An 18,050-nucleotide genomic window follows, 5' to 3' on the forward strand; every position below is an offset into this window, starting at 1 on the left:
CACGTCTTAAATACATCAATACCGCCAAATCGAAGAGACGTTGGATACCGAGTGTAGATACGCCGGTGACCTTCGGTTTCAGGGATGAAACCGCAGAGCGGCCAGGGATGGCGCACAGCGTGTCACAGGCGTATCTGCACATAAGCCCACCGCAGGTGATAGGTTGCCATGACGGTACGACCTTCAACTCATTTAATTAATGATCATGTGGCCAAATGCAAATCAAACAAACAAACAAACAAACAAACAAACTATAGAAATGCCAAACCTTCATTCGAAGGCCAACACACTTTGGGGCATAAATGAGTCAGCGCTTTACCTCCCTTCTCTCCCCAACACCGCCAAATCGAAGAGACGTTTGATACCGAGTGTAAGCACGCTTTTGGCTCTCGGCGGCATGGACGCCGCCGTGAAGCGTATAAGGACATATTCACAGCGTGCCAAAAGAGTGCTTGCACATAAGCCTGCCGCAGGCAATTGATGAAGGTGAAGGTTCGACCTTCAAAATCCCTTCAAATACAAATGCAGCTGGAAGCATCAGCCCGATCACCCCCATATATTCGGCATCACACTATTCGAATACCCAGATATAAATGGCTTCTTACTCCCGGTATCGGGGTCATAAACATGGCGCTGCACCGCACCTATGTTGCCGCCATAGACATGAATGCTAATTGATACTCCCTCCAATAGAGCATTAGAAACCCTATGGATATCGCCGATATCGGGCGAGACCAGATCGACACCGCCAACGGGCAACTCATGACTACCGCTGGCCCGCAAGCAAACCGCAGCCTCGTCCAGCTCATATTCCTCACAGCGCTCGGCGCCGCGCAGTACGCCCACCATGCCCCATACGGTATGGTCATGAACAGGCGTGATCTGCCCCTGTGCCCAGACGAAGCTCACCACAGAGAAACGCTCCATTGGATCGCAGTAGAGCAGATACTGCCGATAGCTCTCAATACTCGGCTGAGCAAAGGCATGGGGTAGCCAGTCATCATGAGCAATAAGCTCCGACAGCAGCGACTTGCCGTCGGAAAAGATACGCGCCTCATCGCAGCCGACCTGCTCGACCAGCCGAGTGAAGGACTGCACAAAATCCCGCAATCTGCCAATGTTTTCCATCACACTCTCTTTGTCCTGAATGTCGTCAATCAAGGCTAGGCGATCCGCCCCAGGCAATAAATAGGCAATAGGTCGATAGCAGATAAAAGCCATAGGATAGAAGAGTAATAGAGGTATCGGGGAAATATCGGCGTTATGTAGGTAAGCTCACCGCCCCTGTGATCACGACATTAGTGCTTGCATATAAAGCCCAGGGCACGATAAAGCCTCGGGCAGGCGATAAGCAACAGCGAAGGTTGCCCCTCCATAATCCCAGCAAACATCAACTCAGCTAAAAGCCTCAACAACTAACCAGCCTCTCCTCATCAATCAGGCCACTACCCTCTGCACAAGGGCTGTTTTCCCCCATCCCCATTTCCCTTATAATCGCCGCTCATCCGTTCAAAGGTAAGCCAAGATGTTCCATATCGCCCTCTATGAGCCAGAGATTGCCCCCAATACCGGCAATATCATCCGCCTGTGCGCCAACAATGGCTGCCAGTTGCACCTTATCGAGCCATTGGGTTTCGATCTTGAAGAGAAGAAGCTGCGCCGCGCCGGGCTGGACTATAGCGATCTGACCCGGGTCACCCGCCACAAGGACTTCGAGAGTTTCTTGAGCGCCATGGCTGGCAAGCGCATCATGGCCTGTACCACCAAGGGCAGTCGCCCCCACAGCGAAATCGCTTTCGAGAAGGATGATGTCTTACTCTTTGGCCCTGAGACCCGCGGCCTGCCGATGCCGATTATCGAGTCTATCCCCACCAGCCAGCGCCTGCGCATCCCCATGGCCGCCAGCAGCCGCAGCCTCAACCTGTCCAACTCGGTCGCCATCATCAGCTATGAGGCCTGGCGTCAGCTCGGCTACGAGGGCGCCTGCTAAACCCTTTATGTGGAATTTATGAGGCAGGATTAAGGGCGATGCCACGATAGACTTGATAGTCGTCATCGTCCTGATCCAGATATTGCACCTTCTGCAGCCATAACCAGCCATCTCCCTGCGGCGCGAAGCTTAAGCGGATCATCGCCGGGCGCTGCTGCACCACACCCTTGCCCAGCAGGGAGAAGCCACTCTCCTCCCGGTACAGGGTAAAGAAGAGAGTCTTATCCGGGTCGACGCCGTTGAAATAGGTGAGCTTTATCTCGCCATCTCCCTCGCGAAACCACCAGGTCTCGCTCAGCGGATGACTGGCGTGTTCGCTCACCGAGAGCGTCAGCTGACGCCGATCGCCGCTACAGAGCCCCTGCACCTGTACCGCTTTTACCTGTCCCTTGGGCCTGGAGGCCTCCCCCTGCCAGCTCCCCGCCAGGGCCTGACAGAAATCGGGCAGGGCTATCTTCTCCGCCAAGGCCATTGATGAAAACAGCATGGCCGAGAATAAAATGAGCGATTTAAAATAGTTCAACATCTTGTTTTGTTTGGTGTAAATGAGTTTCTCGATAGGCGTTTAGCGCCTCGTGTATCGGCACGCCCTCAAGCAGGGCCGCAAACATCTGCCGTTCACAATCGAGAGAATAATGCGCCTGTATCTCCCCTTGCAAGTTCGTCCAGGCCGCCTGGGAGTGGCGCCGCTGCTCATCTCCCAACATGGCCTCCATCAGACTCAGCGCGGTGATCACATGATTCAGCCGCTGAGAGATGCGATCGTAGAACTGAAACGCCATCACCCCGCTGTCGATTGCCTGCATCAGGCTGTCGCTGTGGGCCAGAATCGCCGCTGGCGTATCGGCCGTACCATGAAGGTGGCGATTGACCTCGGTAAGATGCCCGGCCATCTGGGTAAACAGCTGCCCTAGGCCGGTGACGTTATGGTCGCCATCGGTAAGCGATAACTCTATCTGCGCCGTCGCCAATAGCAGCAGCTTAGTGGTCTCCTGCAGGTGACACCAGTCGGCGTCATCACAGGCGCATGTGTCGCAGCGAGGCGGTATAACCTGGGTCATGGGCATCTCCTGATAGGGCTGGGCTAAGACTTGGTTAAGGTGTTAGTTAAGGTGTTAGTTAAGGTGTTAGTTAACCCTAGATGAAAGCCCATCGAAATGCGAACCGCTCACCCGTTTACGCTGGCGCCATTGACCGATAAAAAAGGCCCGCCAGCGTTAGCCGACGAGCCTTTATGATTTAGCCTAACTAGCTATCTCTTATCGAGAAGGCTTATTGCGAGAAACCGACCGCATTGATCTCCACCTGCTTCACCTCACCATACTGGGCGGCGATATCGGCGATCTTGCTGGCGTTGCCAATCAGCACGTATTGCAGCTTGTCCTGTGGGAAGTAGCTGTTCACCAGACGCTGGGTCTCTGCCAGGGTTAGGCCATCGACATTCTTCTGGAAGTCGTTGATGAAGCTGTCATCGAAGCCATAGAGGTACATGCTCGACAGCAGGCCGGCCAGCTGTTCGCTGGTCTCGAACTTAGGCGGGAACTGCCCCTTCACATAGGCCTTGGCCGAGTCCAGGGTCGGCTGATCTATCCCCGTCTGCCACAGACGCGAATAGGTCTTCAGCGCCAGATCGATCGCCTCCTTGGTAGTATCACTCTTGGTGAAGGTACTGATCCTGAATACGCCCCCTTGTGAATAGGGGGTAAAGGCCGATCGGGCACCATAGGTCAGACCGGCGTTCACCCTGAGCTCGTCGTTGAGCCATGAGGTGAAACGGCCACCCAGGATAGTGTTGACCACCTGCAGCCCAACGTAATCTGGATTGTTGCGGCTAATGCCCTTACCACCGATAAGGAAGGTGGTCTCGATGGCATCGCCCTTGTTGACCAAGAGCACCTTGCTGGCATCCAGCGACGGCTGGCCTTTGGCCAGGTCTTGCTTGGCGATCGCCTCGCCGTTGTGCCAATCGCCAAACAGCTTGTCGAGTCTTGCCTTCATCTCGCCTGGCTTAAAATCACCGACGACCGAGATGGCGATGTTTTGTGGCTGATAATAGCTCTTGTGGAAGGCGCGCAGCTGGTTAACCGTCAACTCGGCCAGCGAGTCACGGGTACCCGATGCCGGATTGCCGTAGGGGTGATCGCCAAATACCAGCTTGTCGAAGTAGCGATGGATCACCACGCGTGGGCTCTCCTTCTCCTGGGCCAGGCCCGCCATTTCACGTTGACGCAGCTTGTCGAACTCGCCGCCGTCGAAATCAGGGGCGCGCAGCAGATCCCGCACCAGAGGCAGCATCTTGTCTGTGTCTTTCGCCATGAAGTCGGCATCAATAAAGCTGCCTTCCTTACCCGCATCGGCGGCGATCGAGGCGCCTAAGAAGTCGACCATCTGCTCGATATCTGACTTGCTCTTACCGTTAGCGCCCAGCAACAAGGACTTGGCGGTCATGTTGGCCACCCCAGAGGTGGTGTCCTTGACCGCACCGGCGCGCACCACGGCGCTGACGGTGATCAGCGGCACCTCTGTCTGTGGCATCAGATAGACAGTCATGCCGTTACTCAGTTGATACTGCTCATAGGCGGGCATGCTGAAGCTGCCGGTGTCGACCGTCTGGCTCGTTGTCGTCGCGGCGCAGCCCGAGAGTGCCAGGGCGCCGGCCACCATGGCCGCCGTGCCCAGCTTGGCAAAGCCTTGGGGAATTTGAGTCAATAGGGTCTTCATTGGTCACTCTCCTCTGTGGCCGCCAGTACGGCAACTGTGCGGTTGGCGCGACGTAGATAGGTTTGCGCAACACGCTGAATATCTTCTGGGGTCACCTTGTTATAGGCCTCAGGCGCATTGAACAGCTTGTCGAAGCTGCCGAAATAGAGCTCGTAGGTTCCTAAGGTATTGGCCTTACCGTTAATGGTTTCCATGGCGCGGTAGAAGTTCATCAGTTTGATATTTTTGACTTTCTCAAGCTCATCCTGGGTCACGCCTTCGCGGGCGATACGGTTGATCTCACCGATCATGCCGCTCTCCAGCTCCTGTGCTGTGATGCCAGGGTTGGCAACGCCCATCACATAGAAGAGGTTAGGGTCAAAGCTCATCGGCATATAGGTTTCCACCTCAATGGCCACCTGCTTCTCCACCAAGCCTTGATAGAGGCGCGAGCTGTTGCCCGTGGTCAGGATAGAAGACAACAGATCCAGGGCGTAGTAGTCCTGATTCGAGGTCGCCGGCACATGGTAGGCCAGCATCACGTTCGGCGTGCTGACCGAGGCCTTCTGTACGAAGACGCGGCGCTCACCCTTCTGCAGTGGCTCGACCGTCTTCACCTCGCGGGGCGGCGTCTGGGCGGGGATCGGCGCAAAGTACTTGTTGGCCAAGGCCTTGACTTCGTTAAGCTTCACATCACCGGCAATCACCACCACGGCATTGTTAGGCGCATAGTAGGTCTTGTGGTACTGCACCAGATCGTCCTGGGTCCAGGCGGCGATATCCGACTCATGACCTATGACAGACCAGCTATAGGGGTGTGCGCGAAATGCGGCGCCCTTGATCTCTTCCTGCAGGGTACGCCAGTTAGAGTTTTCCAGGCCTGTGGTGCGCTCAGAGGCGACCACGCCACGCTCGCTCTCTACCATCTCAGGATTGATATCCAGATGGGCGATACGGTCGGCCTCGAGATCGAAGATGGTCTCCAGGGCATTGGCCGGGAACCAGTCGGTGTAGACGGTCAGGTTTTCTGTGGTGTAGGCGTTGTTGGCACCGCCCGCCGCCTCCATGGTGCGGTCGAACATCTTAGGACCAAATTTCTTCGAGCCGTTGAACATCATGTGTTCGAAGAAGTGGGAGATCCCCGTGATGCCAGGCACCTCGTTGCGGGAACCCACCTTCCAAAATAGATACATGTTGGCATTTGGGATCGAGGCGTCTTCTAGCACCATGATTTTCATGCCATTATCTAACGTGAAGCTTTTTATGTCTTCGGCTTGAGTTGCCTGCGCCCCCATGGAGGAGAGGATTCCCCCAATGGAGAGGCACAGTGCGATAATCTTTCGCATCATCTGTCGTTCCCTCATTCGTGAGCAGATAGAATTTTTCTCGGTATCTGGTGGCATCGTTTGTGAGCCCCCAATCATCGACAACTATAAGAGGCGAAATTATAAATAAGATCAAGTCTGTTGTAGCCAGTATCGCGCGAGAGAATTGTAACTTATTGCTTTTGTGCCATGCTAAGACACAAGTATGACGACACCTAACCCAAGGGAGAGTACGCCTTGCCACAAGCCACAGAGATCGATTTAGCCTACCTAAACCGCATCAACTGCAACACAGAGGCCCAGCTGCAAATTCTCACGCCGCTCAGGCCTATCAGGCTCAAGACCCGGCTGATCGGCATAGACCCGGACAACGCCATCATTCTCGCCCTTGGCCAGGACAAATACTGGCAGGCCGCCCAGGACTATATTACCCAGGGACAAGGTGTGGTGGTGCGCCTGATCAACAGCGACGACCCCGAGGCCAACATCCTCGCCTTTCGCAGCCAGATCAAGACCCTGCTCAACAACGCCGGGCGCTGGTTAGTGGTGAAATACCCCAAGGTGCTACAGAGCGTAGCCCTGAGACAACACTGCCGCATTCCGGTCAATCTGGCCGCCTCGATCCATGAGCGCACGGCAGAGAGCCACTCCACCCATGTATGCTCCAGCGGCTTTCTGCAGGATATCTCGGTCAAGGGCGGCGCCTACATAGGTGATGAGATTGAGGGAGGCGCCCTGAATCAGGGCTATCGTTTACAGGTCAAATTTGGGCAGTCGCTGGAGACCCTCAGCGTGCCTATCCTACTCAAGAACATCCAACCTCCAGGCGTGGGGCGCAGCCAGTATCAATATGGCTTCATCTTAGATGAGAGTCAGGATGAGGAGACGTTGGGCGACTTTGCCCAGAAGGTGATCATCAATCACCTAATGCAGCAGCCTAAGGCATAGCCCTAAACATGAGTCTTTAAGGCCACGGCCTGAGACTGAATCTGAGGCTGAATCTGAAGCTTAGGATTTAGTAAAGAAGACCACATCCTTGTCTATCACCTCGAGCCGCCAGTTAAATTGCTTGGCGATCCACTCGAAGGTGGCGGTGCTGTAGAAGCGGATATGGGTCTGATCCTGCTTGTAATGCCAGTTGGCAAAGGCGGCCTCATCCAGCACCCGCTTGGTCATGACAGCCAGGCAGCTGCCCGGCTTCATCATGGCATCCAGCCTCTGCATCAGGGCCGAGGCATCGGCCACATGCTCTATCACCTCTGTCATGGTAATAAAGTCATATTGCTGCTGTAGCAGCTGCTCGTCGGGAAAGTAGTAGAGATCATAGTTGTCCATGGCAATCCCCGCCTCGCCCGCCATCACGCTGATGGTCGGCCCCGGGCCACAGCCAAAATCCAGCCCTCTATGCTCGCTAGTCAATCGCTCACTCAGGGGTAACCAGGTGCGCCCCAGGAAGCGCCGATAGCCCTGATCCTTACTGTCGTTTTGGTGATGGTCGTAAAACGCCTTCTCGGCTTCGGCGCTTAGGAGGTACTGGTCGGGGACGCTCACCAGCTGGCACTGATTACAGATCTCATATGCTCTGTGCTTATCGCGATGAAAGCACGCCAGGTTATCACTATGACAAAGGGGACAAAGACTCACAGGGTTTCCAATTAGCTTTGGGGTTTGGGAATTTTTCTTTCTTGGGCCGCGGCTTCTCGCGCCTCTTTTAAGTACTTAGACTCTCGACTCTCGCGCTCATTAAACTGACGCTGCGCCTTCTCGCGCTGGTCTTCCTGCCATTCACCCGATTGCTGACGTTCGAGCACGGCCTGCTCTCTCGCCTGGGTGGCGTTGGCCGCCTTTCTGGCCTTCTCCAGCTGCTCCGCCTCCGTCTGGCGGGCAATCTTACTGGCCTCCTCGGCCTTAGGGCTCATGCGCTTATGCTCCTTCGCCGCCAGAACGCAACTCAGGCTAGCGAGCAACACCAAGACGATACAAGAAATTAAGCGGGTCAACATGACAGTTATCCTTAACCAGATGAGGGTCTGTGGTGATTCTAGCACTATCGCGAGCGCAAAGCTGAAAAACCTCAGACTCGGCTCCCTTAAGGCATTTGTTAACAAATGTCATAAAAATGACTGAAAAACCATGCGAAAACCTGTCCTTAGGTTTGAGTCTCTTATCGATTCGCGGTATTTTTAACCCAATTGGCACAGAGAAGACCAGCGCAGGCAAGATATAAAGCTGCTCTATGCCCCATTTGCGAGCCATCTCTTGGAGCACCCTATGGGCCCTTGGTTTACCTTATTGGCGCAGCTTCGCAGCGCACAGCCTGAGATTCAGCGGCAACTCGACAGTTGGCGCCAGGATGAGTGCGCTTACCTAGCCGTTCTCAAGGGACACGCCTTCATAGGGGCCAGTCAGGGTACGCTGGATTATTTCGACACCCAGCGCGACAGCTTCATCACGGCCACCCCCTACGACTTCTCCCCAAGGATCCAGGCCAGCGGCATCAACAGCATAGAGGTGGCGCAGCAGCTGATCGAACGCGTCCATCAGGGCGAGGTGGTCAGCATCAACTGGCTGCACATGAGCCAACTGGGACGTGAACTCCCCACCAAGGTCACCATGTTGCCGGCAGATCATGAGGGCAGCCAGGTGATATTGGCGCGTTTCGACCCCGCCGATCGCAGGGCTAAACGGCGCGAGACGGTATCCAACGGATTCGATCGCCTGCCGGCACAGTTGGTCTCCAGCATATTGGAAGACAGCGCCGAAGCCGTCTATATCAGTAACCACCAGCATGAGATCATCGCGGTCAACAAGGCGATGTGCCGCATCTGCGGCTATAGCGCCGACCAACTGTTGAATAAGAGCCCGCTGGATCTACAGGGATTTTGCGAGGCCAGCCAAAGACAAATCGATTTTCTACAGAGCCTGGAAGATCGCGGCAGCTGGCAGGGCGAGACCCTGAAGACCCGCTCCGATGGCAGCCAATTTCCTGCCTGGAAGAGCTGCCGCAAGCTGCAGATAGACGGCGAGATCTTCTATGTCACCCTGTTTAGCGACATCAGCGCCAAGAAGCGGCTGGAGTCGCGCCTGACCGAGCAGGCCATGGTCGACACCCTGACCGGCCTGCCCAATCGCCACCAGCTCAAGCTGCATCTGGATCAGGTGCTGGCCGATGCCACGGAAGTGGGCGGAAAGCCGGGCGCCGTGATGTTTATGGACCTTAACGGCTTCAAGAATGTGAACGATTGCTTCGGCCACGCCACAGGCGACAAGGTACTGCAATTGGTGGCGGCGCGCCTCGAGGCCAGCTGCATCGACAATGCCCATATCGCCCGTCTCGGCGGCGACGAATTTACCTTGGTGCTGAGCGATTGCCAGGACAGCGAGGAGATAGAGGCCGTCTCACAGCAGCTGCTGGCGATATTCGACGCGCCCTTCGAGATCAACGGACAGAAGTTCTTCCTGGGGACCAGCATAGGCATAGCCTGCTTCCCCGAACATAGCGACCAGGCCGCTCAGCTGCTCAGCTTTGCCGATACCGCCATGTATTGCGCCAAGAAGAGCCCTAATCATGTGCTCTTCTACGACAGCCAGATGCACAGGGATGCCCAATACAAGCTGAAGACCATCAACGACCTGCGCCATGCCTTTAGCCTGAACCAGTTCCAGCTGGCCTATCAGGTGATCGTCAATCTCGATGGCAGCCAGGTATTGGGAGTCGAGGCGCTGCTGCGCTGGCACAAGAGTGAGACAGAGATAATCGAAGCCAGCGACTTCGTCCCCCTGCTGGAAGAAACCGGCCTGTTGATCAACATAGGTCAGTGGGTGCTCACCACTGCCTGTGAGCAGGTCGCCAAGTGGCGCAGCGAGATAGATAAACCACTTCAGGCCTGCGTGAATGTGTCGGCGACCCAACTGGAACATCCGGATTTTGTTAAGCAGGTGACCCATGCGCTCGAATCCAGCGGCCTGCCCGCCAACGGCCTGGTACTGGAGATCACCGAATCGGCCCTGCTGCGCCAACCCAAACGGGTGAAAGCCACTCTCAATCACCTCAAGGCTCTAGGGGTGCGTATCGCCATCGACGACTTCGGCGCCGGGCTCTCTTCCCTCAGCAAGTTGGGCAGCCTCCCTATAGACACGCTCAAGATAGATGCGGGCTTCGCCGAGCGACTCAACGATCCCCAAGGGCGCGAGCTCTGCCAGGCCATGATACAGCTGGCTCAGGCGCTAAAGATCCAATTTGTGGTGGAAGGGGTCGAGACGCTGGAGCAGAAGCAGATACTGGCTGGGATGGGCCAAGGATTCGCCCAGGGGTATTTTTATGGTTATCCTACGGCGGCGGAGCAGTTCACCAAGGCAAACTTCATCCTGCATTGAACCGATAACTGTGTCAGCGCCTCGAGGGCATACTGCCTCCCTGCATGGACAGTAAACTGACACAGCTATCTGACCACTCTATCTTGAGTGACTCAGGCTATTAGACCTTAATTCGTTTCAGATTATCGTGATCTACCCCATAGGCTTTTCCGGCAACCTATAGCTGGTTCACAGTTTTATCACCAAGTTATTTGGGCTCGTATCTTTGCCTCACCGCCGCGGGCATGGCCGCCAGACGTTTCTCCACCAGGGCCGCCAAGGCGTCATGAAGTGGCGACACATCGCAGCCTGGCTCTAGCGTCTCTATGGCCAGCGCCGCCGCCTCCAGGGTCGACAGGCTATCGTCGCGTTTAGCCTTACGTATGGTGTACTTGGAAGGGGCGTCGAGATCCAGATGTACCCCGGTAAACTCAAGCAGCCAAGGATTTAGCTGCAACAACTTGTAGGCCTTACGCCAGGTGCCGTCGAGCAGCAATAAGATTGCATCATAGTGCTGCACCGACGCCTCCAGTGGCTGGCTGGTTTCGCTGGGGTAGAGCAGACACACAGGCCTGCTTTGCGCCGCGAGATAGGCCCTCAGGTCGGAAAAATCTTCCGGCGTCTCTCCCACCACCAGCCGCAACTGCTCCCCCATCACAGCCTGCATCAGCTTGACGCTGTTCTTGGCATGGGAAACCTCGCTGGGGTGCTGCAACACGATCACCTCGACGCGGGTAGATAACGGACGAATGCTGTCGCACAGACAGGCATTAACCGGGTATTGGCATTGGGGGCAAACGGGACGGCTCACAAGATCCTCGATAGCGATGGCTGAGTGCTATATCTGACCGAGCTGGCGCACTGCGCGACTCGGCCACTTAAAACTCACGCATAAAAATCAAACCTTTACACAACAATCAATTAACAAATATAATCCAGCGCTGGGCAATGGCTCGTCTTAAAGCAAGATTATAACGGGCAGCTGAGTGTTATCACAGCATGGACGCTGCCAATATAACTACAAGGAAGAAGAACATGAAAAAACAGCTACTCACACTCCCCCTCCTCCTAGGGTTAACGACACAGGCGTTTGCCGGTGAAGCCGTTAATACCTTTCAGCACGAAGCCAATGTGAGCTTCGGCACCGACACAGATCACTTCGAAGACGGTGTTTGGAACCTTGACTACCGTTTCTATTTTAAACCTGTGGAGAATAGCAATGCCCCCCATGCACTGGCGGGATTCCTTGCGCAATCCTCCTATTTAGGCGGTATGTATGCTCAGGAAAACGCCTATGACGATACGGTTCGCTACACAGTAGATGGCCGATATGTGATGGACTCCAAATGGTTTATCGGCGCCAATTATCTCTATCTCGATGTGGCTCAAGACGATTTGATTGCATCGGTTATAGATGAAGATCAAACCGGTTATGGCATCAACTTCGGCTACTATTTTAACGACAGCTCCGAAGTCGCCATCTATTACCAGTATCAAGGTAACTCAGATTCTTGGAGCCTGAGCACAGAGGAAGTCGTTAATTACGATCTAGACAATAGTCTCTATGGCGCTCATATCCGTACCTACTTCCCGCTGCAATCGACCACAGGCTTAGATCTAAAGGCCCAGATCGAATATGGCAAACTAGAAAGCAGCAGTGTCATACCTTCCCAATCGATAGAGAGCCGCTATGAAAATGACACTACTCACGTGAGCCTGAGCGCCGACTGGTATGTCACCCCGGCCTGGTCCGTTGGCGCCGGTTATAGCTGGTTCAATAGCGATGCAAAAGCCCAGTGGCCAACCCTAGAGAATTCCGTTGACACATACAGCTATGATGACAGCATCAATCTGTTTAGCCTGTCGACGAAATATTGGTGGCAAATCTCCAACAACTTCGCCGCTAACTTCGCCGGGGTTAAGCGATTTTCCGATGAAGATTTAGCAGATGAGTTCCTTATCGGTATTGGGGTAAACGCCCGCTTCTAACGTCAGCCCCAAAAAAAGCCTGCATTGAGGTCACTAATGCAGGCTAAAAGGGTGTTGCTAATGGATTAGGTTGCGCCTATCAATGGGCGTGACGCTCCTGGTGCCAGGTGTCTAGTCGACTCATGTTCATGGCAACTAGCAGTAGGCTCGCCAGGCCACCCATGACGACGACTACGGCGTAGGGGGCGGTCAGCGAAGTCTGCTGTACCAGACCCGCCAGAATCGAGGCGCCGCTCATCTGAATGAAGCCAAGCATGGCGGTGGCCGTACCGGCACGCTCACCAAAGCCCGCCAGGGCCATGCTGGTCGCCGGACCAAGTAGCAGGGCGAAACCGATACACAAGAGCATCATAGGCAGCATGAAGCCAAAGGCGGCCGCGAGTCCGGTCTGTGGGCCTGCCCACTGCACCGCAAGCTGCAGCAGTGCCGAGACCAACATGGCGCTCAGGGCGACGATAACGGTAGGGCGATTACCCAGCTTCTGAATCACCACGGGCGCAGCGAAACAGGCGCCGATATTCACCAGGGCATTGAGACCGAACAGGCCACTAAAGGTCAGCTCGGACACGCCTATTGTCTCGATAAGCCACACGGGCGAGTAGGATACATAGGCAAGAATCGCCGCCATGCCCGCCATACAGGCAAAGGCATAAAACATAAAGTGCGGGTCCATCAGCACAGGTTTATAACGCGACCAGCGATAGAGCGGCCCTTCGGTAACCGTGTTGGCCGGACGCGTCTCTGGCAGACGATAGCCGACGATGATCATTATGATGATGGCGTACAGTGTCATAAACACGAAGGTGGATCGCCAGCCAAATTGCAGCGCCAGCAGGCCGCCCAGAGTCGGCGCCAGAGCAGGGATCACGCAGATCACACCGTTAAGATAGCTGTAGTAGCGGGCACCCTCTTTAGGAGTGAAACAGTCTCTGACGGCGCTAAAGACCACGATAGAGGTTGAGCATGCTGCCAGCCCCTGCAGCACTCGCGCCAGTTGCAGCCATTGAAACTCCATCGCCACCGCAGCCAACAGACTACTAGCGATATAGAGCAGCAGGCCCCCCAGGGCTATAGGACGACGACCGTAACGATCCGCCAGCGGGCCGATCAGCACCTGACCGACACCCATGGCAAACAGAAACAGTACCAACGTCGACTGCACCTGACTGGCCGACACGGCAAATTCGGCCGCCATCACGGGCATAGAGGGCAGATAGATGTCGATGGCTAATGGGCTCAAGACCACCATCAACATGAGTATGGGTAACAGGTTCCGACGCATATTTCTCTAATTTTATGTAGGGGTAAAGGTAATGATGCTTATTTTAGACCAGCCAAGTTATGAACAGAAATGGTATAATTTCAAAAGCTAATTTCCTGTAAGGAATATCTATGAATCTCGACAACTTGGCGCGTATCGACCTCAATCTACTGGTGATGTTGCAGGTGTTACTGGAGGAGCGCAGCGTAACCCGCGCCGCCAGCCGCCTGCATCTGAGTCAATCTGCCCTGAGCAAGAGCCTCAACCGACTGCGCGATACCCTGGGGGATCCCCTGTTTATCCGCACCGCCCACGGCCTCAAGCCCACGGCCCACGCCGCCCTGCTGGGCCAGCAGCTGCCTGACATGTTGCAGGGACTCTACCAGCTGACTCAGCCACCGAGTTTCAATCCCGCCAGCAGCAGGCGTCAGTTCTCCTTCGCCATGGTGGAGAGTGCCTATGAGACGCTGATCCCCTACTTCATCGGCCCTTTGCTCAACAACGCCCCCAATCTCAGGCTGGACTCCTACCTGTGGACGGAGAAGTCTCTCTCCTCCCTGCAGAAGGGCCAGATAGATTTCGGCATCACGGGCAGAGACATCAACCCACAGTCGGATCTCATCATCGACAGGCTGCCAGAAGGGATCGCTCACCAGACACTGTTTACCGATCATCAGGTCTGCCTGGTGCGCCAAGGCCACCCCATGCTGCCGGCCATTCGTAATCATCAATGGGATCTCGACATCTATCTGGAGATGTCCCATGTGCAGGTACGCTGCGAGGGCAACGAGTGGTGGGCGCTGGACTATTTCCTGGCGAAATCGGGACAGAGACGTCACCTGAGCACCACAGTGCCCGACTTCTATGGCGCCGCCAGCGTCTGCGCCCATAGCGATCTTATCTTTACCCTGCCCTCCAGCTTCGCCGCCCACGCCCGCAAGCTCTATGCCTTGGAGGAGCTGCCGCTGCCGTTCGACTTCCACTCCCTGGCCTATGTACTGCTGTGGCACGAACGCAACGATGACGAACCCGGGCATAAGTGGATCCGCGAGACCATCTGCAAGCGTGTCGCCCAGGCGGTCAACCAGCCCGAAGATGCGTTATCTGCATCCGGTTCAGCTTAGGTTAACCTTATGGCGGTTAAGATAAGTTTCTGCCACCACCGAGACATTTGGTAACAGTTTACGAAGAAGATTAAACGAATTTAACGTGATCTCGTGGGGCGAATATGGGCACAATCGAGCCATCGCCATGAAGGAGAAACTATGATTTATCATCAATTTCAACAGACGCCTTTCCAGCATAGGTTCTCGGGCACTAAAGGCTGGATGGCCTTCGCTATCGGTTTAGTTGTGATGACATTGGTCTTGCTAGCGCTTCCCTTTGTCATTCTTGTCGGCGCCTTAAGCTTCATCATCCTGAGCCTGTTTGGCCGGGTCTTTCTTAAGCGCCAGCTGGCCAAGTTCCGCCAGCAGGGGAATGCCGCCTTCGGCGGACAGACGCAAGGTTTTGACCAAAAGGGGTTTTCGTCGCGGCCGTTTGAGACCGCTTCGCCCTTTGGCAAGGCCCAAGCCCCACGTCAGGGTCGCACCTTCGAGCACGACCCTAACGAATAATCCCACTCGCCGCCCTTGGCCTTGCTAGCAGGGCGGCAAACACTTCCCAGGCCTGTGCGTTATCACGGACCTGATTCGTAACATATTCCCCGACGCTCGCCTCACCATGGTGATAGTTGAGTACATAGCTACGATTAGCCTGATAGAAACGCACCCGCTGCGCCGCCTTTTCTGGGGTGTAGAGGGCAAATTCCACCAGTAAGCGCGCCGCCTCATCAGCCTGAATCTCGCCGTCGATCAATTGCCTGCACACCAAGGTATCCAGATTAGCCAGGGCTTTGTAGGTCACCATCACCTCATGATAATGCTGCAGATCGCCCGCTATCCCCGCCATGGGCATCAACACCCGCTGCTCGAAATCGATTCTCTCCTCCTTGGTCATCAGCAGCGATAGGCCATAGTTGGCGCTGCCCTCGGAGAGAAACGAGATGGGACTATAGAGGGGATAGATGGCATATTCCCACCAGCCAAGCCCCTTCACCAGTTCATGTTCCTGCAGCAGGTTAAACACGTGATGGCCTGGATAGCCCTCGTGACTGGCCAGCTCCAGGGCGCGATCAAGGTGCAGAGGATGGTCTTGATTGAGCTGGATCAGGCTGGCGTAATCCCCCTGATACCAGTTATAGGCGGTCCAGATCTGATCTTTAACGAACTCGACCCTGAACTGCTCCCCTTCTGGCAGGGCAAGATGACGCTTTGTCAGCAACCTCGCCTGCTCCACCGCGGCGGTAAACACCTGAGGCACTCTGTCGGCCGGCACGATAAACTGGCTCCGGTAGGTGTCAAACCGCTTAGTCAGACTCCCCTCTCCGGGCAGCAGGCTATCGATTCGTGCGAGCACCTCACTGAAGTCACTCAGATTCAGTTTGGGCGCCTGGGTATCGTAGAGTAGCCGCGACTCGACATCGAAACTAAACTCCTGACCCATCAGGCGCTTCAGGTAAGCCGCCACAGCGCCGAGTTGCTTACTCAGGAAGCCATGACGATCCCTAAGGAACTGACAGGACAGGTCCTTACCGGCATTGGCCAGCTGATTCACCAGTGAAGCGCAGCGCGAAGCCAGCTCTGGAAGGGGCAGCATTGAGGCTTCGGCCTGCCACTGGGCGGGACCGTAATAGGCATCCACATAGAGAGGCTCATGATGGCCTATGGCCAACACCAGCTTAACGTATTCTGCGGCGTGTTGGTTGAGAGTGTCGTTGTGCTCGGCGCACTGCGTCAAACAAGGTGTCTGCTGGCAGAGATGGCAGCGAATAGGTTGGATTTGTGACAAGGCGACTCCACACCGGCTGAGAACAGAGGCGCACATTTAGCCACAAATGGATATTGTATGCAATGATTGTTAGCTATTAGGCGGGATCGCTCAGCAGCTCCCGTGCGCGCTGCAGGGCTCTCTGCTCCTCGGCGTCTTGGGTGACACTCAGGACCTTATCGATCTGCAGAGACAGCGACTCCCACAGTGGGGCTATCACCTCACGTTCGCGTTCATTGCCACGCTGGCGCGCCATCCTCAGCAGCGCCGCCGAGCCCACCACGTCGATGCGTCCCAATATGCCGTCGGCCAGGGCGATGCTCAGCTCTATCATGGCCGGCACGCTGTGGCCATATTTCACCGCCTCTCTCAGGTAGCGCTCCGCCAGAGAGAAGTCATTGCCCAGGGCATTCTCGTTGTTGAGCATCTGCTGGGCACAGTGCAGCATGGCATCGAGTTGTCCCTGCTCGGCGGCCTCGGCCATCCACTGCTCGCTGGCCAGGGGATCGGCCTCACAGCCCTCGCCCCGCGCCAACATGAGCGCCAGGTGATACTGGGCATGGGGGAATCCGGCCTGAGCGGCACTGGAGATATAGTGAAACGCCTGGGCATAGTTGGCCTGCTGATAGTAGAGCACGCCGAGGTTAGCCATGGCTTCCGACTGCTCGCGATCCGCCGCCGCCTGCAGGTAACGATAGGCTAGCTGAGTATCTATGCTGATCTGCTCACTACCGACCAAATAGAAATAGCCCAGCAGGGCCATGGCATTCACTACCCCGGCCTTGGCCGCGGCTATGATGGCACTCTCGCCCGCCGCCACGTCCGCCTTGCCAGCATAGCCGTGCAGCAGGCTGACGCCGTGTTCATATTTCGCCTCGGGCAGATGGGGCGCCGCTAGGGCAAACCAGTGGGCCGCCTGCTTGAAGTTGGCCTCGCTCTGAGGGTCAAGCTCTTGCTCCGCCTCGTCATGCAGGGCTTGCTCCTGCTCCTTCTGCATCAGGGCGCGGGTCTTGAGCGACATGCCCACCAGATACTGCGCCTGAGGATCGTTTTCCATCACGGCACGATAACAGAGATCCCGCCCGGCGAAGGCATCGAAAGGCTCGAAGCGATACTCGGGGGCAGGCTCATTGCAGAGCAGCGGATAGAGATCTTCCACCAGCTTGACCAGACGTTCGATAGCCTTCTCGGCCAGCTGCTCGAGCGCCTCGGCGGTGAGGTGATATTTCTCGGGATGGGCCCCACGGTTGCCGTCGCTGCGCAGCCTGTGCAAGGCGCGGGTCAGACGCACGTTGATCACCCGCTGACGGTTGAGCAGTTCGATTCGGTCGTAGAGGTTGGGGCTGTCGAAGACCAGCTGCTGGGAGGCCGCCAGCTTATCGGTCAATCTATGGGTGAAGCTACGCACGTGCAGCAGTGCCTGGGTCGGCACGTCACGCACATAGCTCTTGGCCACACGGTAGTCTTCACCCAGGTCGTGCGAAAATTGGCTAACCAGTTCGATATCGCTGAGCAAGGTGAGGACTCCGTCTGTGCTGTATTTAAAAGGCGCTGCTCTTTA

General features: G+C 55.8%; 17 protein-coding genes. 6 read left to right on the top strand and 11 right to left on the bottom strand.

All coding sequences use genetic code 11. From position 1 onward, the window contains the following. Window positions 1-546 precede the first annotated feature (546 nt). On the bottom strand, window positions 547-1,128 hold the full coding sequence (locus SHEW_RS18540; protein WP_041407513.1) for a cysteine dioxygenase family protein: 582 nt from the start codon (window positions 1,126-1,128) through the stop codon (window positions 547-549). A gap of 397 nt (window positions 1,129-1,525) precedes the next feature. Here SHEW_RS18540 and trmL point away from each other — a divergent pair, with 397 nt between their 5' ends. Further along, window positions 1,526-1,990 carry a tRNA (uridine(34)/cytosine(34)/5-carboxymethylaminomethyluridine(34)-2'-O)-methyltransferase TrmL gene (gene trmL / locus SHEW_RS18545; protein WP_011867371.1) on the top strand — a complete coding sequence of 155 codons (465 nt, stop codon included), beginning with the start codon at window positions 1,526-1,528 and terminating at the stop codon, window positions 1,988-1,990. 16 nt (window positions 1,991-2,006) lie between these two features. Here the strand turns inward: trmL and SHEW_RS18550 are convergent, their stop codons facing one another. The 4 genes from SHEW_RS18550 to SHEW_RS18565 form a co-directional block, all read right to left on the bottom strand. Beyond that, window positions 2,007-2,516 (bottom strand): hypothetical protein, encoded by a 510-nt coding sequence (locus SHEW_RS18550; RefSeq protein WP_011867372.1) that lies wholly within the window; start codon window positions 2,514-2,516, stop codon window positions 2,007-2,009. Continuing rightward, on the bottom strand, window positions 2,500-3,051 hold the full coding sequence (locus SHEW_RS18555; protein ID WP_011867373.1) for a protein-tyrosine phosphatase family protein: 552 nt from the start codon (window positions 3,049-3,051) through the stop codon (window positions 2,500-2,502). The genes SHEW_RS18550 and SHEW_RS18555 overlap by 17 nt, the downstream gene beginning before the upstream one ends. Window positions 3,052-3,262: 211 nt before the next feature. Beyond that, window positions 3,263-4,654, bottom strand: a complete 1,392-nt coding sequence (locus SHEW_RS18560; protein ID WP_398351676.1) for a M16 family metallopeptidase — start codon at window positions 4,652-4,654, stop codon at window positions 3,263-3,265. A gap of 53 nt (window positions 4,655-4,707) precedes the next feature. Continuing rightward, window positions 4,708-6,039 carry a M16 family metallopeptidase gene (locus SHEW_RS18565; protein WP_041406786.1) on the bottom strand — a complete coding sequence of 444 codons (1,332 nt, stop codon included), beginning with the start codon at window positions 6,037-6,039 and terminating at the stop codon, window positions 4,708-4,710. A 213-nt stretch (window positions 6,040-6,252) separates the two neighbouring features. Here SHEW_RS18565 and SHEW_RS18570 point away from each other — a divergent pair, with 213 nt between their 5' ends. Continuing rightward, window positions 6,253-6,963, top strand: a complete 711-nt coding sequence (locus SHEW_RS18570) for a flagellar brake domain-containing protein (RefSeq protein ID WP_011867376.1) — start codon at window positions 6,253-6,255, stop codon at window positions 6,961-6,963. Window positions 6,964-7,023: 60 nt separating this feature from the next. Here the strand turns inward: SHEW_RS18570 and SHEW_RS18575 are convergent, their stop codons facing one another. Next, a complete protein-coding gene (locus tag SHEW_RS18575) occupies window positions 7,024-7,659 on the bottom strand; it encodes a class I SAM-dependent methyltransferase (RefSeq protein ID WP_011867377.1) in 636 nt (211 codons plus the stop codon). A gap of 11 nt (window positions 7,660-7,670) precedes the next feature. Beyond that, on the bottom strand, window positions 7,671-8,018 hold the full coding sequence (locus tag SHEW_RS18580) for a hypothetical protein (protein ID WP_011867378.1): 348 nt from the start codon (window positions 8,016-8,018) through the stop codon (window positions 7,671-7,673). Between the two features lie 268 nt (window positions 8,019-8,286). On the opposite strand from SHEW_RS18580, the gene SHEW_RS18585 reads away from it, so the two are divergent. Next, on the top strand, window positions 8,287-10,392 hold the full coding sequence (locus SHEW_RS18585) for a putative bifunctional diguanylate cyclase/phosphodiesterase (protein ID WP_011867379.1): 2,106 nt from the start codon (window positions 8,287-8,289) through the stop codon (window positions 10,390-10,392). Between the two features lie 187 nt (window positions 10,393-10,579). Here the strand turns inward: SHEW_RS18585 and SHEW_RS18590 are convergent, their stop codons facing one another. Next, a complete protein-coding gene (locus tag SHEW_RS18590; RefSeq protein WP_011867380.1) occupies window positions 10,580-11,182 on the bottom strand; it encodes a tRNA-uridine aminocarboxypropyltransferase in 603 nt (200 codons plus the stop codon). A 224-nt stretch (window positions 11,183-11,406) separates the two neighbouring features. Between SHEW_RS18590 and SHEW_RS18595 the strand changes: the two genes are divergently transcribed. Then, window positions 11,407-12,360 (top strand): hypothetical protein, encoded by a 954-nt coding sequence (locus tag SHEW_RS18595; protein WP_011867381.1) that lies wholly within the window; start codon window positions 11,407-11,409, stop codon window positions 12,358-12,360. A 79-nt stretch (window positions 12,361-12,439) separates the two neighbouring features. Here the strand turns inward: SHEW_RS18595 and SHEW_RS18600 are convergent, their stop codons facing one another. After that, window positions 12,440-13,642 carry a multidrug effflux MFS transporter gene (locus SHEW_RS18600; protein WP_011867382.1) on the bottom strand — a complete coding sequence of 401 codons (1,203 nt, stop codon included), beginning with the start codon at window positions 13,640-13,642 and terminating at the stop codon, window positions 12,440-12,442. Between the two features lie 110 nt (window positions 13,643-13,752). Between SHEW_RS18600 and SHEW_RS18605 the strand changes: the two genes are divergently transcribed. Both SHEW_RS18605 and SHEW_RS18610 read left to right on the top strand, forming a co-directional pair. Then, window positions 13,753-14,745, top strand: coding sequence for a LysR substrate-binding domain-containing protein (locus SHEW_RS18605; RefSeq protein WP_011867383.1), 993 nt, complete (start codon window positions 13,753-13,755; stop codon window positions 14,743-14,745). A gap of 141 nt (window positions 14,746-14,886) precedes the next feature. After that, window positions 14,887-15,237: a hypothetical protein gene (locus SHEW_RS18610; RefSeq protein WP_011867384.1), complete on the top strand. Its 351-nt coding sequence runs from the start codon at window positions 14,887-14,889 to the stop codon at window positions 15,235-15,237. On the opposite strand, the gene SHEW_RS18615 is transcribed toward SHEW_RS18610, so the two are convergent. Both SHEW_RS18615 and SHEW_RS18620 read right to left on the bottom strand, forming a co-directional pair. Further along, on the bottom strand, window positions 15,227-16,510 hold the full coding sequence (locus SHEW_RS18615; protein ID WP_223294742.1) for a hypothetical protein: 1,284 nt from the start codon (window positions 16,508-16,510) through the stop codon (window positions 15,227-15,229). The genes SHEW_RS18610 and SHEW_RS18615 overlap by 11 nt on opposite strands. 76 nt (window positions 16,511-16,586) lie before the next feature. Beyond that, entirely contained in the window at window positions 16,587-18,005 is a 1,419-nt protein-coding gene (locus SHEW_RS18620; RefSeq protein ID WP_011867386.1) for a tetratricopeptide repeat protein, read from the bottom strand. Between the last annotated feature and the right edge of the window lie 45 nt (window positions 18,006-18,050).

Origin of the sequence: Shewanella loihica PV-4, assembly GCF_000016065.1 — a bacterium.
Taxonomy (GTDB): Bacteria; Pseudomonadota; Gammaproteobacteria; order Enterobacterales; family Shewanellaceae; genus Shewanella; species Shewanella loihica.

What these genes read in the sequence shown, in the direction of transcription:
- SHEW_RS18595 (WP_011867381.1), top strand. Translation starts at nt 11,407, where the DNA reads ATGAAAAAACAGCTACTCACACTCCCCCTCCTCCTAGGGTTAACGACA.
- SHEW_RS18600 (WP_011867382.1), bottom strand. Translation starts at nt 13,642, where the DNA reads ATGCGTCGGAACCTGTTACCCATACTCATGTTGATGGTGGTCTTGAGC.
- SHEW_RS18555 (WP_011867373.1), bottom strand. Translation starts at nt 3,051, where the DNA reads ATGACCCAGGTTATACCGCCTCGCTGCGACACATGCGCCTGTGATGAC.
- SHEW_RS18565 (WP_041406786.1), bottom strand. Translation starts at nt 6,039, where the DNA reads ATGATGCGAAAGATTATCGCACTGTGCCTCTCCATTGGGGGAATCCTC.
- SHEW_RS18610 (WP_011867384.1), top strand. Translation starts at nt 14,887, where the DNA reads ATGATTTATCATCAATTTCAACAGACGCCTTTCCAGCATAGGTTCTCG.
- SHEW_RS18560 (WP_398351676.1), bottom strand. Translation starts at nt 4,654, where the DNA reads ATGGTGGCCGGCGCCCTGGCACTCTCGGGCTGCGCCGCGACGACAACG.
- SHEW_RS18540 (WP_041407513.1), bottom strand. Translation starts at nt 1,128, where the DNA reads ATGGAAAACATTGGCAGATTGCGGGATTTTGTGCAGTCCTTCACTCGG.
- SHEW_RS18580 (WP_011867378.1), bottom strand. Translation starts at nt 8,018, where the DNA reads ATGTTGACCCGCTTAATTTCTTGTATCGTCTTGGTGTTGCTCGCTAGC.
- SHEW_RS18605 (WP_011867383.1), top strand. Translation starts at nt 13,753, where the DNA reads ATGAATCTCGACAACTTGGCGCGTATCGACCTCAATCTACTGGTGATG.
- SHEW_RS18585 (WP_011867379.1), top strand. Translation starts at nt 8,287, where the DNA reads ATGGGCCCTTGGTTTACCTTATTGGCGCAGCTTCGCAGCGCACAGCCT.
- trmL (WP_011867371.1), top strand. Translation starts at nt 1,526, where the DNA reads ATGTTCCATATCGCCCTCTATGAGCCAGAGATTGCCCCCAATACCGGC.
- SHEW_RS18550 (WP_011867372.1), bottom strand. Translation starts at nt 2,516, where the DNA reads ATGTTGAACTATTTTAAATCGCTCATTTTATTCTCGGCCATGCTGTTT.